16 protein-coding genes are annotated in these 15,032 nt (G+C 57.2%); 9 read left to right on the top strand and 7 right to left on the bottom strand.

What is annotated here, in order from left to right; genetic code table 11:
- The first annotated feature begins 9 nt into the window (after positions 1 to 9).
- Together uraA and ACP4QI_RS15990 are read left to right on the top strand one after the other, a co-directional pair.
- Complete coding sequence (gene uraA / locus ACP4QI_RS15995) at positions 10 to 1,299, top strand: uracil permease (protein ID WP_142486670.1); 1,290 nt, start codon at positions 10 to 12, stop codon at positions 1,297 to 1,299.
- Positions 1,300 to 1,394: 95 nt separating this feature from the next.
- On the top strand, positions 1,395 to 2,096 hold the full coding sequence (locus tag ACP4QI_RS15990; RefSeq protein ID WP_221888536.1) for a DnaA inactivator Hda: 702 nt from the start codon (positions 1,395 to 1,397) through the stop codon (positions 2,094 to 2,096).
- Between the two features lie 35 nt (positions 2,097 to 2,131).
- Here ACP4QI_RS15990 and arsC read toward each other — a convergent pair whose 3' ends face one another.
- Together arsC and bepA are read right to left on the bottom strand one after the other, a co-directional pair.
- Positions 2,132 to 2,491: an arsenate reductase (glutaredoxin) gene (gene arsC / locus ACP4QI_RS15985; RefSeq protein WP_285111380.1), complete on the bottom strand. Its 360-nt coding sequence runs from the start codon at positions 2,489 to 2,491 to the stop codon at positions 2,132 to 2,134.
- An 11-nt stretch (positions 2,492 to 2,502) separates the two neighbouring features.
- Positions 2,503 to 3,966, bottom strand: coding sequence for a beta-barrel assembly-enhancing protease (gene bepA, locus ACP4QI_RS15980; protein WP_142486667.1), 1,464 nt, complete (start codon positions 3,964 to 3,966; stop codon positions 2,503 to 2,505).
- 222 nt (positions 3,967 to 4,188) lie between these two features.
- Here bepA and ACP4QI_RS15975 point away from each other — a divergent pair, with 222 nt between their 5' ends.
- Positions 4,189 to 5,250 (top strand): AI-2E family transporter, encoded by a 1,062-nt coding sequence (locus ACP4QI_RS15975; RefSeq protein ID WP_032613054.1) that lies wholly within the window; start codon positions 4,189 to 4,191, stop codon positions 5,248 to 5,250.
- 86 nt (positions 5,251 to 5,336) lie between these two features.
- Here the strand turns inward: ACP4QI_RS15975 and bcp are convergent, their stop codons facing one another.
- Both bcp and ACP4QI_RS15965 read right to left on the bottom strand, forming a co-directional pair.
- Positions 5,337 to 5,807, bottom strand: coding sequence for a thioredoxin-dependent thiol peroxidase (gene bcp, locus ACP4QI_RS15970; RefSeq protein WP_142486666.1), 471 nt, complete (start codon positions 5,805 to 5,807; stop codon positions 5,337 to 5,339).
- Positions 5,807 to 6,376 carry a glycine cleavage system transcriptional repressor gene (locus tag ACP4QI_RS15965; protein ID WP_032613050.1) on the bottom strand — a complete coding sequence of 190 codons (570 nt, stop codon included), beginning with the start codon at positions 6,374 to 6,376 and terminating at the stop codon, positions 5,807 to 5,809. Before ACP4QI_RS15965 ends, bcp begins: the two co-directional genes overlap by 1 nt.
- A 145-nt stretch (positions 6,377 to 6,521) precedes the next feature.
- On the opposite strand from ACP4QI_RS15965, the gene dapA reads away from it, so the two are divergent.
- From dapA to ypfH, 6 genes are all read left to right on the top strand, one after another.
- Positions 6,522 to 7,400, top strand: a complete 879-nt coding sequence (gene dapA, locus ACP4QI_RS15960) for a 4-hydroxy-tetrahydrodipicolinate synthase (protein WP_142486664.1) — start codon at positions 6,522 to 6,524, stop codon at positions 7,398 to 7,400.
- Positions 7,401 to 7,416: 16 nt separating this feature from the next.
- A complete protein-coding gene (gene bamC, locus ACP4QI_RS15955) occupies positions 7,417 to 8,451 on the top strand; it encodes an outer membrane protein assembly factor BamC (protein ID WP_142486663.1) in 1,035 nt (344 codons plus the stop codon).
- Positions 8,452 to 8,560: 109 nt separating this feature from the next.
- Positions 8,561 to 9,274 carry a phosphoribosylaminoimidazolesuccinocarboxamide synthase gene (gene purC / locus ACP4QI_RS15950; RefSeq protein WP_142486662.1) on the top strand — a complete coding sequence of 238 codons (714 nt, stop codon included), beginning with the start codon at positions 8,561 to 8,563 and terminating at the stop codon, positions 9,272 to 9,274.
- A 122-nt stretch (positions 9,275 to 9,396) separates the two neighbouring features.
- Positions 9,397 to 10,263 carry a KPN_02809 family neutral zinc metallopeptidase gene (ypfJ, locus tag ACP4QI_RS15945; RefSeq protein WP_142486661.1) on the top strand — a complete coding sequence of 289 codons (867 nt, stop codon included), beginning with the start codon at positions 9,397 to 9,399 and terminating at the stop codon, positions 10,261 to 10,263.
- 15 nt (positions 10,264 to 10,278) lie between these two features.
- Positions 10,279 to 12,279: a tRNA(Met) cytidine acetyltransferase TmcA gene (locus ACP4QI_RS15940; protein WP_426495849.1), complete on the top strand. Its 2,001-nt coding sequence runs from the start codon at positions 10,279 to 10,281 to the stop codon at positions 12,277 to 12,279.
- Positions 12,280 to 12,352: 73 nt separating this feature from the next.
- Positions 12,353 to 13,048 carry an esterase gene (gene ypfH / locus ACP4QI_RS15935; protein WP_142486659.1) on the top strand — a complete coding sequence of 232 codons (696 nt, stop codon included), beginning with the start codon at positions 12,353 to 12,355 and terminating at the stop codon, positions 13,046 to 13,048.
- Between the two features lie 36 nt (positions 13,049 to 13,084).
- On the opposite strand, the gene ACP4QI_RS15930 is transcribed toward ypfH, so the two are convergent.
- From ACP4QI_RS15930 to ACP4QI_RS15920, 3 genes are read right to left on the bottom strand one after another with little or no spacing between them, the layout of a single operon-like run.
- Complete coding sequence (locus tag ACP4QI_RS15930) at positions 13,085 to 13,282, bottom strand: YpfN family protein (RefSeq protein ID WP_095453344.1); 198 nt, start codon at positions 13,280 to 13,282, stop codon at positions 13,085 to 13,087.
- Between the two features lie 26 nt (positions 13,283 to 13,308).
- Positions 13,309 to 14,436, bottom strand: a complete 1,128-nt coding sequence (gene dapE, locus ACP4QI_RS15925) for a succinyl-diaminopimelate desuccinylase (RefSeq protein ID WP_142486658.1) — start codon at positions 14,434 to 14,436, stop codon at positions 13,309 to 13,311.
- Between the two features lie 3 nt (positions 14,437 to 14,439).
- Positions 14,440 to 14,796, bottom strand: coding sequence for an ArsC family reductase (locus ACP4QI_RS15920; protein ID WP_156264326.1), 357 nt, complete (start codon positions 14,794 to 14,796; stop codon positions 14,440 to 14,442).
- Positions 14,797 to 15,032: the final 236 nt, after the last annotated feature.

Below are 15,032 nucleotides of genomic sequence, written 5' to 3'. Positions count from 1 at the left end.
GAAAACATTATGACGCGCCGTGCTATCGGGGTGAGTGAAAGACCGCCGCTTTTACAGACTATCCCGCTTAGTTTGCAGCACCTGTTTGCGATGTTTGGCGCAACCGTGCTGGTGCCAATCCTGTTCCACATTAACCCGGCCACCGTGCTGCTGTTTAACGGTATCGGGACGCTGCTGTACCTCTTCATCTGTAAAGGTAAAATCCCGGCCTATCTGGGCTCAAGCTTTGCCTTTATCTCCCCGGTACTGCTGCTGCTGCCGTTAGGCTACGAAGTGGCGCTGGGCGGTTTTATCATGTGCGGCGTGCTGTTCTGCCTGGTGGCCTTCATTGTGAAGAAAGCGGGTACCGGCTGGCTGGATGTGATGTTCCCGCCTGCGGCAATGGGCGCAATCGTTGCCGTTATCGGTCTTGAGTTAGCCGGTGTTGCGGCGAACATGGCAGGCCTGCTGCCTGCCGACGGTCAGTCGCCGGATACCAAAACCATTATCATCTCGCTGGTAACGCTGGGCGTGACGGTCTTTGGCTCCGTGCTGTTCCGTGGCTTTATGGCGATTATCCCGATCCTGATTGGCGTGCTGGCGGGCTATGCGCTCTCCTTCGCGATGGGCGTTGTCGATACTACCCCGATCGCGCAGGCCCACTGGTTTGCCCTGCCAACCTTCTATACCCCGCGCTTTGAGTGGTTTGCGATTTTCACCATTCTGCCTGCGGCACTGGTGGTGATTGCCGAGCACGTTGGCCATCTGGTCGTCACCGCGAACATCGTCAAGCGCGACCTGATTCGTGACCCGGGTCTGCACCGCTCGATGTTTGCTAACGGCTTCTCGACCATTATCTCCGGTTTCTTTGGCTCCACGCCAAACACCACCTACGGTGAGAACATCGGCGTGATGGCGATTACCCGCGTTTACAGTACCTGGGTTATCGGCGGCGCAGCGATTATCGCTATCCTGCTCTCCTGCGTCGGTAAACTGGCGGCAGCCATCCAGATCATCCCGGTGCCGGTGATGGGCGGCGTTTCGCTGCTGCTGTACGGGGTGATTGGTGCTTCCGGTATCCGCGTCCTGATCGAATCAAAAGTCGATTACAGCAAAGCGCAGAACCTGATCCTGACCTCGGTGATCCTGATTATCGGCGTCAGCGGCGCCAAAGTTCATATTGGCGCAGCAGAGCTGAAAGGCATGGCGCTGGCGACCATCGTTGGTATCGGCCTGGCGCTGATCTTCAAACTGATCTCTGTCCTGCGTCCGGAAGAAGTTGTACTGGACGCCGAAGAGAGCGAAAAAATCTCGCATTGATCGTCCAACCGGGCGGTCGATCCGCCCGGTTCTCTCCCCGCTTGTTCCGTGTTAAACTCTGGGCCGATTCTGAGTAAGACCTGGTTGAGGTATTTCTGAACGCACCGGCACAGCTCTCTTTGCCACTCTATCTTCCCGATGACGAAACTTTCGCGAGTTTCTGGCCGGGTGATAACCCCTCTTTACTGGCTGCACTGCAAAACGTGTTGCGCCAGGAGCACAGCGGTTACATCTATATCTGGTCACGCGAGGGCGCGGGGCGTAGCCATCTGCTCCATGCTGCCTGCGCCGAACTCTCACTGCGCGGGGATGCGGTCGGCTATGTGCCGCTGGACAAGCGCACCTGGTTCGTGCCGGAAGTACTCGATGGGATGGAACAGCTGTCGTTGGTCTGCATCGACAATATCGAATGCGTGGCGGGGGATGAGCTGTGGGAAATGGCGATTTTTGATCTCTATAACCGCATTCTGGAGTCCGGTAAAACCCGGCTGCTGATCACCGGCGATCGTCCACCGCGCCAGCTGAATCTGGGGCTTGCCGATCTGGCTTCACGTCTCGACTGGGGACAAATCTACAAGTTACAGCCGCTTTCCGATGAAGATAAACTCCAGGCTTTGCAGCTGCGGGCGCGGTTGCGGGGGTTTGAACTGCCGGAAGACGTGGGGCGCTTTCTGTTAAAGCGGCTGGATCGCGAGATGCGCACGCTGTTTATGACTCTCGATCAGCTGGATCGGGCATCCATCACCGCCCAGCGGAAACTCACCATTCCCTTTGTAAAAGATATTCTTAATCTTTAGGCCCGGCACAGGCAGACTACCGGGCCACTTCATGCTTACTTCACAATCTCCAGCACCTGTTCAGGCGGACGGCCAATACGCGCTTTGCCGTTTGCCACCACAATCGGGCGCTCGATCAGCTTCGGATTATCCACCATCGCCTGAATTAACGCGTCTTCACCGAGCGCGCTGTCAGCCAGGCCCAATTCTTTGTAAAGCTCCTCTTTCTGGCGCATTAACTCTCTGGCGCTGGCCATTCCCAGCTGGCCTAACAGCGTGCGAAGGGTGTCCGCATCCGGCGGCGTATCCAGATAGAGCACCACCTGCGGCTCAACGCCGTTGGTTTTCAGCAGGGTCAGGGTTTCGCGGCTCTTTGAGCAGCGAGGGTTATGGTAGATCGTAACCGCGTCAGACATCTCTTCTCCTTTTACATCTTTTCATACGGGCGGTAGCGCTGCTGCAGCTGGCGCAGCTGATCGATGCGGGCATCGTAACGGGCCTGCTGCAGGCTACCGAGTTTCACCTGCGAGCTGGCGCTGCTCAGCAGGGAGATGGCCTGGTCCAGGCGTCCGGCCAGGGCGTAGCCTTCGGCGCGGGCCGCCAGCTCCTGATCGCGATGGCCAAGCGCGGCTTCTACCTGGGCCAGCAGATCCCAGCCGTTAGGATCATCTTTATTATTAAAGGTGTAGCGGTTGAGAATGGGGGCGGCTTCCTGCGGCTGTCCACTTTGTAAGTAAGCATTCGCCAGGTTGAGTTGCAGAACCGGATTGGTGCGCAATTCCCGGGCACCTTTCAGACGGTTGATCGCATCCTGGCCTTTTTTCTGGCCTAAATCGATGTCGGTGGCCAGATCGAGATACCAGGCATTGTTCGCCTCTGCGGTCAGCAGCGGCTGCAGATTTTTTCGGGCCTCATCATAGTTGCTGGCCTCCATCGCCTGTAACGCCCGGCCATACTGGGCCGCACGCTGTTCACGCACGTTGCCTTTGGCCAGCGCGTCCAGCAGATCGTTGGTCAGCTGGTTGCGCCCGGAATTGTACATGCCGAGGGTTCTGACCTTCGCCATATAGAAATCTTCTGAGGACTGCACCACCACCGGACGCATCTGGTTGGCGCGGTTGCGGGCATCCGAGAGGCGGCTTTCCGGCAGGGGGTGAGTCAGCAGAATTTCCGGCGGACGCGAAGAGTAGCGCGCCCGGTCGAGTAACTTTTCGAGGAAGTTCGGCATCGCCTGCGGGTCGAACCCGGAGCGTTGCAGTACCTGAATCCCGATGCGGTCGGCTTCCTGTTCGTTTTGCTGGGTAAAGCTGATCATCCCCTGACGCGTGCCCGCCAGCGTACCGGTCAGCGCCGCCATCCCCGCCTGCGGGCTGGCCATCGCCAGCAGAATGGAGCCCAGTGCGCCCACCCAGGTCAGCGGGGCGCTGCGCTTCTGATCTTCCATTGCCCGCGCCAGATGTCGCTGGGTAACGTGAGAAATCTCGTGCGCCATCACCGAGGCAAGCTGGCTTTCGTTATCGGCATAGCGGAATAACGCCGAGTGCAACACCACATTGCCGCCGAAGAAGGCGAAGGCGTTGATCTCATCGTTATTGATTAAAAAGAAGTGGAAAGGGGTCTTCACCGAATCTGCATGGGAGACAAGACGCATCCCCAGGGAATTGATGTACTGCACCAGCAGCGGATCGTTAATCAGCGGCGCACTGCCGCGCAGCTGGCGCACATAATAGTCGCCCATTTGCATCTCCTGACCAATGGAGAGCGTGCTGCCTGCCGAGGTGCCCATGTCCGGCAATGATTCTGCAGAGTCAGCGAACGCGGGCATCATCTGGCCGGCGGTCAGCGCAGCGATGAGCGTCGCAACCAACGTTTTTTTCAACTGCCTGAACATAACCTCTGTCCTGTCTGGTGAGTGTGCTAATTTGACCGAAGAACCCGCATATCGTTCATCTGCGGCTGCTCTGCGAGTGTAGCCGCGTCAGGGCGATAAGAAAATCCCTCTTTTCAGGCTTTTGCGTTTTGTGACAGAGCAAGAAAAAGCGAAAGTCTTTTCATTGACTCTCCGATACAATTCATCCTTTACGTCCAGCCATCATCTTCAGGGAAGGGTTGCATGCTCGAGTTATTAATGCAGTGGTACCGCCGACGCTTTAGCGATCCCGAGGCCATTGCTTTGCTGGTTATTCTGGTTGCCGGTTTTGGCATCCTTTTCTTCTTTAGCGGGCTGCTGGCCCCGCTGCTGGTGGCGATTGTGCTCGCCTATCTGCTGGAGTGGCCGACGGTGCGGCTGGAAAATATCGGCTGTTCCCGCCGCTGGGCCAGCATCATCGTGCTGGTCTTTTTTGTCGGTATCCTGCTGGTGATGTCCTTTGTGGTGCTGCCGATCGCCTGGCAGCAGGGGATCTACCTGATTCGCGACATGCCCGGCATGCTCAGCAAGCTCTCTGATTTTGCCGCTACCCTGCCGCGCCGTTATCCGGCCCTGATGGATGCGGGCATTATTGATGCGATGGCGGAAAACATGCGTACCCGCATCATGACCATGGGGGACACGGTGGTGAAATTCTCCCTCGCATCGCTGGTGGGTCTGCTGACGCTGGCGGTTTATCTGGTGCTGGTGCCGCTGATGGTCTTCTTCCTGGTCAAGGACAAAGAGCAGATGCTGAACGCGGTGCGCCGCGTGCTGCCGCGTAACCGTGGCCTGGCAGGGCAGGTGTGGAAGGAGATGAACCAGCAGATCACCAACTATATCCGTGGCAAAGTGCTGGAGATGATCGTCGTCGGGGTCGCCACCTGGATTGGCTTCTTTATCTTCGGCCTGAACTATTCGCTACTGCTGGCGGTCCTGGTGGGCTTCTCGGTGCTGATCCCTTACATCGGGGCCTTTGTGGTCACCATTCCGGTGGTGTGCGTGGCGCTGTTCCAGTTTGGTCTGGGCACCGAGTTCTGGAGCTGTTTCGTCGTCTATCTGATTATTCAGGGGCTGGACGGTAACCTGCTGGTGCCGGTGCTGTTTTCGGAAGCGGTGAACCTGCATCCCATCGTCATTATTCTGTCGGTGGTGATTTTTGGCGGATTATGGGGATTCTGGGGCGTGTTCTTTGCCATCCCGCTGGCCACGCTGATTAAAGCGGTGGTGCATGCCTGGCCGGATGTGCCGGCGGTTGAGGAGTAATGTTTTCGCCGGGTGGCGCTTCGCTTACCCGGCCTACAAATCCTGTAGGCCCGTGCAAGCGTAGCGCCGCCGGGCGGCAAGCCGAATCAGGCGTTCTCTTTCACCCAGTTCAATACCACGTCGTGGTGATTGCTGGTTTTGAAGTCGTCAAACACGTGTTCAACCTTACCTTCGGCATCGATCAGGAAACTGATGCGGTGGATACCGTCGTAGGTTTTGCCCATAAAGGTTTTTTCACCCCAGATGCCAAACTCGCTGCAGACCTGATGGTCTTCGTCGGAGAGCAACGTGAAGTTGAGCAGCTCTTTTTCGGCAAAACGAGACAGCTTTTCAGGCTTATCGGTACTGATACCCAGCACTTCTACACCTGCGTTTTTCAACTCGTCCATGTTATCGCGTAGACCGCACGCTTGTACGGTACAGCCTGGCGTCATGGCTTTCGGGTAGAAATAGACCAGAACACGCTGTCCCTGGAAGTCGGTTAAATTTACTTGCTCACCGTCTTGATCGGGCAAGCTAAATTTCGGTGCGATGTCACCGGCTTTCAGTGGATTCATTACTCAACTCCGTCTTGTTCATGCTGGGAATAATTGACGACGTTTATACTGCCTTGCGCATTTAATTCTGTACAGAGGGCTTTGAACGCTTGCTCGATATTTGACGCATCCTGAGAGGCCGGGCTGTGCGCGGTGATCTGGATGAACAGTTTAGGGATGGTGTCGCCTTCACCCGGCTGGGTACGGGAGACCAGTTCGGCAATGTTCATCTGATGGCTATCAAACAGGGCGGTAAAGCGTTCGATTAAGTGCGGGGAGTCAGTCACTTCCACCTGAACCCAGACGGTTGCCGGCAGGGCCGGCTGCGGGCGCGCGGTGGTGCGCTTCATCACGATCAGCAGATCCAGCTCTGCGCCTTTTAACGGCAGGGTCGATTCAATTAAGGTAATCGCATTCCACGATCCGGAAAGCAGCATGATGAAGGTGAACTCTTCTCCGAGCATCGCCAGGCGGCTGTCTTCAATGTTGCAGCCGCAGCTACTGACGTGGCGGGTGATGGTATTCACGATCCCCGGCCTGTCGGCACCCAGCGCAGTGATAACCAGGTAATGTTGTGATGAGGTTGTCAAACCTGTTCTTCCTTTGCGTGGTTTAGTCTTTCTAAGGAAAGCATAAAAAAAACCGGCATACAATAACCTGGAGGCCTCATGTCCCTTGCTTTTATTACAGCACCAAACGTACCATTGAGACTCTTGTACGCACAGAGGATGGCCCATGTTCACGGGAAGTATTGTCGCGCTTGTTACACCGATGGATGAGAAAGGTAATGTCTGCCGGTCAAGCCTGAAGAAACTGATTGATTATCATGTCGCCAGCGGAACCTCGGCGATTGTTTCGGTAGGGACTACCGGTGAATCTGCTACGCTGAGCCATGAAGAGCATGGTGAAGTGGTCATGATGACCCTCGAACTGGCTGACGGGCGTATCCCGGTTATTGCCGGTACGGGCGCCAATGCGACCGCGGAAGCCATCAGTCTGACCCAGCGTTTTAACGATAGCGGCGTAGTGGGTTGCCTGACGGTAACGCCGTACTACAACCGTCCGACCCAGGAAGGTCTGTTCCAGCATTTCAAAGCCATCGCTGAACATACTGACTTGCCACAAATCCTGTATAATGTGCCGTCGCGCACTGGCTGCGATATGCTGCCAGAAACGGTTGGCCGCCTCGCGAAAGTAAAAAATATTATCGGTATTAAAGAGGCGACCGGGAACTTAAGCCGTGTTCATCAGATCAAAGAGCTGGTTTCAGACGACTTTATTCTGCTGAGCGGTGATGATGCGACCTCGCTGGACTTCATGCAGCTCGGCGGCCACGGCGTAATTTCCGTGACCTCCAACGTTGCAGCCCGCGATATGGCTGAAATGTGTAAACTGGCAGCTGCCGGTCACTACCAGGAAGCGCGCGTGATTAACCAGCGTCTGATGCCGCTGCACAACAAATTATTTGTCGAACCCAATCCGATCCCAGTGAAATGGGCATGTAAGGAGTTGGGACTTGTAGCGACCGATACGCTGCGTCTGCCGATGACCCCGATTACCGACCACGGTCGCGAAACGGTCACCAGCGCGCTGAAGCATGCCGGTCTGCTGTAAAGTTTAGGGAGATTTGATGGCTTACTCAGTACAGAAGTCGCGCCTGGTGAAGGTTGCGGGTGTTTCGCTTGTTATGCTGCTCGCGGCCTGTAGCTCAGATTCACGCTACAAGCGCCAGGTGAGCGGTGACGAATCCTATCTGGATGCTGCGCCGCTTGCTGAACTTCATGCGCCCGCTGGCATGATCCTGCCGATTCAGAATGGCGACTACAATATTCCGGTCACCAACGGGAGCGGCGCGGTAGGCAAAGCGCTTGATATCCGTCCACCAGCACAGCCTCTGGCGCTGGTGAGCGGGGCGCGTACTCAGTTCACCGGCGATACCGCGACGCTGCAGGTTGAGAGCGCGCGTAATGCCACGCTGTGGCCGCAGGTTGTCAGCGTGATTCAGTCGAAGAACTACACAATCACGCAACGCGACGACGCCAGCCAGACGCTGTCGACAGACTGGATCGAATGGACCCGTCTGGATGAAGATCAACAGTACCGTGGACGTTATCAAGTCTCTGTTAAACCTCAGGGTTACCAGCAGGCGGTCGTGGTTAAGCTGCTGAACCTGGAGCAGGCGGGCAAGCCAGTCTCAGATGCCGCGTCCTTGCAGCGTTACAGCACCGAGATGCTTAACACCATCGCTGCGGGCCTCGACAAAAACGCAACCGACGCTGCCAATGCTGCCCAGAGCCGCAATGGCGCAACCTTCGACGTGCAGAGCGCTGCCGACGATACCGGTCTGCCAATGCTTGTCGTACGTGGTCCGTTCAACCAGGTCTGGCAGCGCCTGCCTGCAACGCTTGAGCGCGTCGGCATGAAAGTGACCGACAGCACCCGCTCAACCGGCAGCATGGCGGTGACCTACAAGCCGCTGTCTGATAGCAGCTGGGAAGAGCTGGGCGCACGCGACCCGGGTCTGGCTTCCGGCGACTACAAACTTCAGGTCGGCGACCTGGACAACCGTAGCAGCCTGCAGTTTATCGATCCGAAAGGTCACACCCTGACCCAGTCGCAGAACGATGCGCTGGTGGCTGTCTTCCAGGCAGCATTCAGCAAATAAAAAAGAGGGCTGGTTAATCCAGCCCTTTTTATTTTAGTGCTACGCAAACGTGTGCGTGGCATAATATCTCCAGTTTTGAACACAAATCATCACACCAGGAGTAATGAAGATGCAGAAGCAAGCTGAGTTGTATCGTGGCAAAGCGAAAACCGTATACAGCACGGAAAACCCGGATCTGTTGGTGCTCGAGTTCCGCAATGATACGTCAGCAGGAGATGGCGCGCGCATTGAACAGTTTGATCGTAAAGGGATGGTGAACAACAAGTTCAACCACTTCATTATGAGCAAGCTGGAAGAAGCGGGTATCCCGACGCAGATGGAAGCGTTGCTGTCCGATACCGAATGTCTGGTGAAAAAGCTGGATATGGTGCCGGTGGAATGTGTCGTCCGTAACCGCGCCGCAGGCTCCCTGGTGAAGCGTCTGGGTATTGAAGAGGGTATCGAGCTCAACCCGCCGCTGTTCGACCTGTTCCTGAAAAACGACGCCATGCACGATCCGATGGTCAACGAATCTTACTGCGAAACCTTTGGCTGGGTGAGCAAAGAGAACCTGGCGCGTATGCAGGAGCTGACCTTTAAAGCCAACGACGTGCTGAAGAAGCTGTTTGATGACGCGGGCCTGATCCTGGTCGACTTCAAACTGGAATTCGGATTGTTTAAAGGTGAGGTGGTTCTGGGTGATGAATTCTCCCCGGACGGCAGCCGCCTGTGGGACAAAGAGACGCTGGATAAAATGGACAAAGACCGCTTCCGCCAAAGCCTGGGCGGTCTGATCGAAGCGTACGAAGCCGTAGCCCACCGTCTGGGCGTCAAACTCGATTAATCCCGCCTTACCGCCAGGGGAACCTCTGTTCCTCTGGCATCTCACCCCTGTTTGCAGTGGTAATCTTGCCCCGAACCGCCTACGATCATACTTATTATCAAGATGATATTTTCGAGGTGGTTATGCGCTGGCAAGGGCGTCGTGAAAGTGACAATGTGGATGACAGACGCAGTAGCGGGGGTCCATCGATGGGCGGCCCGGGATTTCGCCTGCCGGGAGGCAAGGGCGGCATCATTATTCTGCTGGTAGTGGTGGTGGCCGGCTACTACGGCGTCGACCTGAGCGGATTGCTGACCGGGCAACCGATGCAGCAGCAGCAGTATCAGTCGCCGCGCTCCATCAGCCCGAATGAAGATGAAGCGGCGAAATTTACCTCAGTGATCCTTGCTACCACGGAAGATACCTGGGGACAGCTGTTTGATAAAATGGGCCGCACCTACCAGCAGCCGAAGCTGGTGATGTACCGCGGCGCCACGCGTACCGGCTGCGGGACCGGGCAGTCGGTAATGGGACCGTTCTACTGTCCTGCCGATTCGACCGTCTATATCGATCTCTCCTTCTACGATGACATGAAACGCAAGCTGGGCGCTGATGGCGACTTTGCTCAGGGCTACGTTATCGCCCATGAAGTGGGCCACCACGTACAGAAACTGCTTGGCATCGAGCCTAAAGTTCGTCAGCTACAGCAGAACGCCAGCGAGAAAGAGGTCAATGCGCTGTCGGTGCGTATGGAGTTACAGGCCGACTGCTTTGCCGGCGTCTGGGGCCACAATATGCAGCAGGAAGGCGTGCTGGAAGCAGGCGATCTGGAAGAGGCCCTCAACGCCGCCCACGCCATTGGCGATGACCGTTTGCAACAGCAAAGCCAGGGGCACGTCGTACCGGACAGCTTTACACACGGAACTTCGGAACAGCGCTATAGCTGGTTCAAAAAAGGTTTTGACGGCGGCGATCCGGCACAATGCAACACCTTCGGTAAGGCCATGTAATTCTCAATGTCAGGGATGAATTTCTCAGGATTGCCTGAACAACTGGCGCGAAAAGGGCACCGGCGATTGCTGGTGCTGAGCGGTGACGAGGCGTGGACACAGCAGCAGGCGCTGCTGCTGAAGGGGAATTATCCTGGCGACTGGCTGTGGGTAGGCGACGATGCCCCACAGCTCCCCTCATGTTCGCCCCAGGCGCTGAATCAGCTGCTGGGCCGCGAGTTTCTCCATGTTATTTTCGATGCCCGTCACGGCTTCGACGTCTCGGCCTTTGCGGCCGTAGGCGGCACGCTGCGTGCCGGAAGCCTGCTGGTATTACTTACGCCAGCCCTGGAACATTGGCCGGAGAAAGCCGACCAGGATTCGCTGCGCTGGAGCGACAGCCCAGACCCGATCCCCACGCCACGCTTTATTGAACATTTTTGCCGCCACGTTTCGCGCGATCCGCAGGTTATATGCTGGCAGCAGGGCGCACCTTTTCCTCATCTGCACAATGCATATGCCCCCGACTGGCACCCGGCCAGCGGTGAGCCGCAGCGCGAGCAGGCCGGGATGCTCCATTATCTGACAACGATGCCAGAAGGGGTGGCCGCCGTGACCGCAGCGCGCGGACGCGGAAAGTCGGCGCTGGCGGGCATGCTGCTGCAACGTATTACCGGTCATGCCATTGTGACGGCCCCCGCCAGAGCGGCGACGGAGGTTATCGCCCGCTTCGGGGGTGACCGCTATCACTTTATGGCTCCTGACGCGCTGCTGGCCTCTGACCAGCGCGCCGACTGGCTGATCGTCGATGAGGCGGCAGCGATCCCCGGCCCGCTGCTGGCGCGGCTGGTAACGCGCTTCCCCCGGGTGCTGCTGACCACCACCGTGCAGGGGTATGAGGGCACCGGCAGAGGATTTCTGCTGAAATTCTGCGCCCGTTTTAGCGGGCTGCGATACTTTACCCTCAGCGAACCGGTGCGCTGGGCGGCGGGCTGTCCGCTGGAGCGCATTATCGCAGAGGTGCTGCTGTTTGATGATGCGCCCGACGACAGCCTCCCGCAGGGGGAGATCGTGTGTACGCCGCTGGAGCAGGAGGCCTGGAGCCGCGATCCTGAACTGCCGGCGGCGGTCTATAAATTGCTCTGCGCCGCTCACTACCGGACCTCACCCCTCGACCTGCGGCGCATGATGGACGCTCCCGGGCAGCATTTTTCCGTGGCCCGGGCCGGCGAGCGCGTCTGCGGCGCGCTGTGGCTGGTGGAGGAGGGCGGTCTGAGCCCGGCGCTCAGCCAGGCGGTGTGGGCGGGCTATCGCCGCCCACGCGGCAATCTGGTGGCGCAGTCGCTGGCGGCCCACGGCGGCTCACCGCAGGCCGCCACCCTTACCGCCCGACGGGTAACCCGCGTTGCTGTCCATCCTGCCCGCCAGCGCGAAGGCATTGGCCGGGCGCTGGTTGCCGCTGCCAGCCAGCAGGTGAACATCGACTACCTTTCCGTCAGCTTCGGCTACACCGAAGAGCTCTGGCGCTTCTGGCAGCACTGTGGCTTTGTGCTGGTGCGCATGGGAAGCCACCGCGAGGCCAGCAGCGGCTGCTACACGGCGATGGCGATCCTGCCCCTCAGCGCGGCGGGGCAGGCGCTGTGCCAGCGCGAGCATCAGCGGCTCTGTCGTGATGCGCCGATCGTTGAACGCTGGAACGGTGAAAAGATCCCGGTAGTGCCAGCAGGTGGGGCTACCCTTAATGATGATGACTGGCTGGATCTGGGCGGGTTTGCCTTTGCGCATCGCCCCCTTCCTGCGGCGATGGCCAGCCTGACGCGACTGCTGCAGGCGACGGATCTGCCGCTGGCAGGACTGCGGGGCAGGATTGAGCAGGGGCTGGACGATAGCGCCCTGAGCCGCGCGTTGTGTCTTAGCGGGCGCAAAGCCTTGCTGAGCCATCTGCGTACCGAGACGGGCCAGGCGCTGACGCAGCTGGACAACGAACGTTGTCAGAGGCTGAAGCACCGCGTTTTGCAATGGCAATTTTTTCAATGACTTCATCAGTAAACCGGCATGTTCATTCTGCCTGTCAGGCGTAGAATCCCGCTTATCAATCAAGGAGACTGCCATGAAACATGACCATTTTGTTGTCCAGAGCCCCGATCGCCCGGCTAAACAGCTGTTGCTGCTGTTTCATGGCGTCGGCGATAACCCGGCTAATATGGCGCAGATTGGCAGCTGGTTTGCGCCTCTATTTCCCGATGCCCTGGTGGTGAGCGTGGGCGGCGTTGAGCCGTGCGGTCCGAATGGCCGTCAGTGGTTTTCGGTGCAGGGCGTGACCGAAGAGAACCGTCAGGAGCGTGTGGATGCGATCATGCCGACCTTTGTTGACACGGTGCGTTACTGGCAGCAGCAAAGCGGTGTCGGGGCAAATGCCACCGCGCTGATCGGTTTTTCTCAGGGCGCGATCATGGCGCTGGAGAGCGTGAAGGCCGAGGCGGGATTAGCCTCCCGGGTGATTGCATTCAATGGCCGCTATGCGACCCTGCCCGAGCGGGCGACCACCGAGACCACTATCCATCTTATCCACGGCGGAGAAGATCGCGTAATTGAGCTGTCTCATGCGGTTGCCGGTCAGGAGGCGCTGATCCGCGCGGGCGGCGATGTGACGCTGGATATTGTCGACGATCTTGGGCACGCCATTGACGACCGCAGCATCCAGTTCGCGCTGGACCATCTGCGTTTTACCGTGCCGAAACACTATTTCGATGAAGCGCTCAGCGGCGGCAAGCCGAACGACGACGGTATTGTCGAGTTTTTCTGAGGATAACCCTCTCCCCGCAAGGAGAGGGTAAAGGCGTTACTTCTTCTGGTCCTTTTTCGGCCAGTCGTCTTCGTCGTCCCACTTGTCGTTAAAGTCACGATGCGGAGGGAGGTCAGGTTTGTTGGCGAGGAATTTCTTGTGGTCAACGCGCTTGAGATCCTTGATCACGTTCAGCAGCACGCCTACCAGAAAAACCAGTACCAGGATCCACCAATATTTAGCCAGCCAGTCCATTCGCTTATCCTTCTTGGGGGCAACCGTCAGGCGACGAGCTGCTCCATGATTCGTTGATACATACGGGCCAGCAGCTGCAAATCAGCGGCATTCACGCATTCATTGATTTTATGAATCGTGGCATTTACCGGCCCAAGTTCCACCACCTGCGCACCCATACGGGCAATAAAACGTCCGTCGGATGTGCCGCCCGTGGTCAGCAGTTGCGGTTTAATTTCATTATAGTGCGCGATAGCGTTAACCACCGCATCCACCAGCTTACCGCGCCCGGTGAGGAATGGCTGACCGGAGATCCACCAGTCCACGCTGTAGCGCAGCTGGTGTTTCTCCAGCAGTGCCGCGACGCGGGCTTTAATCATCTCGTCCGTCAGCTCGGTGCTGAAGCGGAAGTTAAACTGCACAAACAGATCGCCGGGGATGACGTTGTTGCTGCCGGTGCCGGCCTGGATATTGGCAATCTGCATACTGGTTGGCGGGAAATAGTCGTTACCCTTGTCCCACTCGATACCCACCAGCTCGTTGAGCATCGGGGCGGCGCGGTGCACAGGGTTATCGGCCAGATGCGGATAGGCTACGTGGCCCTGAACGCCGTGAATAGTGAGATTACAGGTCATGGAGCCGCGACGGCCATTTTTGACCACGTCACCCACCACTTCGGTGCTGGACGGTTCACCCACCAGGCAGTAATCCAGGCGTTCGTTACGCGCCATCAGCGTTTCTACCACCTTCACGGTGCCGTTTTTGGCACTGGCCTCTTCATCAGAGGTGATCAAAAACGCCAGACGGCCTTTATGATTCGGGTATTGCGCCACGAAACGTTCGGCGGCAACCACCATCGCTGCCAGAGAACCTTTCATGTCCGCCGCGCCGCGACCAAACAGCATGCCGTCGCGGATCGTCGGTTCGAAAGGAGGATTGATCCAGCGGTCAGCGTCACCGGCTGGCACCACATCAGTATGTCCGGCAAACGCCAGCGTTTCGCCCTGACCACGCCAGGCCCAGAAATTTTGCGTATCGCCAAAATCCATAGGTTCGACGGTAAAACCAATCGCCCGCAGGCGTTCGATCATCAGCGCCTGACAACCCGCATCGTCCGGGCTCAGGGAGGGGCGGCGAATAAGCTGCTGAGTCAGCTCAATGACCGGGCATGACATAGACTACACCTCAATAAAATAGGTTTGGTATTGGTTTTCGTTGAAACCCAGCAGCATAGGCTTACCGGGCGCCCAGAGCAATGGGCGTTTGATGATTGCTGGCATTTCAACCATTAAGGCGGCGGCGCTGTCGGCATTGTCGATGCTGGCGCGCAGGCTCTCATCCAGTTTGCGCCAGGTGGTACCGCGGGTGTTCAGCAGGGCTTCCCAGCCCAGTTCCGCGATGAATTTTTGCATTAAATCCGCATCAAGACCGTCGGCGCGATAGTCGTGAAAACGGTAATCGACGTTGTTTGCCTCCAGCCAACGGCGGGCCTTTTTGATGGTGTCGCAATTTTTGATGCCGTAAAGGGTAATCATGGTGAATCCTTTTGTCTTAACAGGGAGCGATTGCTCAGTATTTTCGATGTTTAAGCGATTGCGAAAATATAACACATTTGTTTTATTACTTAATTTTATATTGAGGGGTGGTATAAATAATGTACAGCGCATGAATATTATTTCACCTTTATCGCATAGAAGTCCAAGTGCTAAAAAGTCGTGTAAGAACAGCCGCTAATTAATTTTTTCGTCGTTAATTAAGGTTATTTCAAAAT

It is taken from the genome of Leclercia sp. TB492 (genome assembly GCF_049974505.2).
In the GTDB taxonomy this organism is placed as follows: Bacteria; Pseudomonadota; Gammaproteobacteria; order Enterobacterales; family Enterobacteriaceae; genus Enterobacter; species Enterobacter adecarboxylatus_C.
This window is presented reverse-complemented; position numbering and strand designations above follow the sequence as displayed.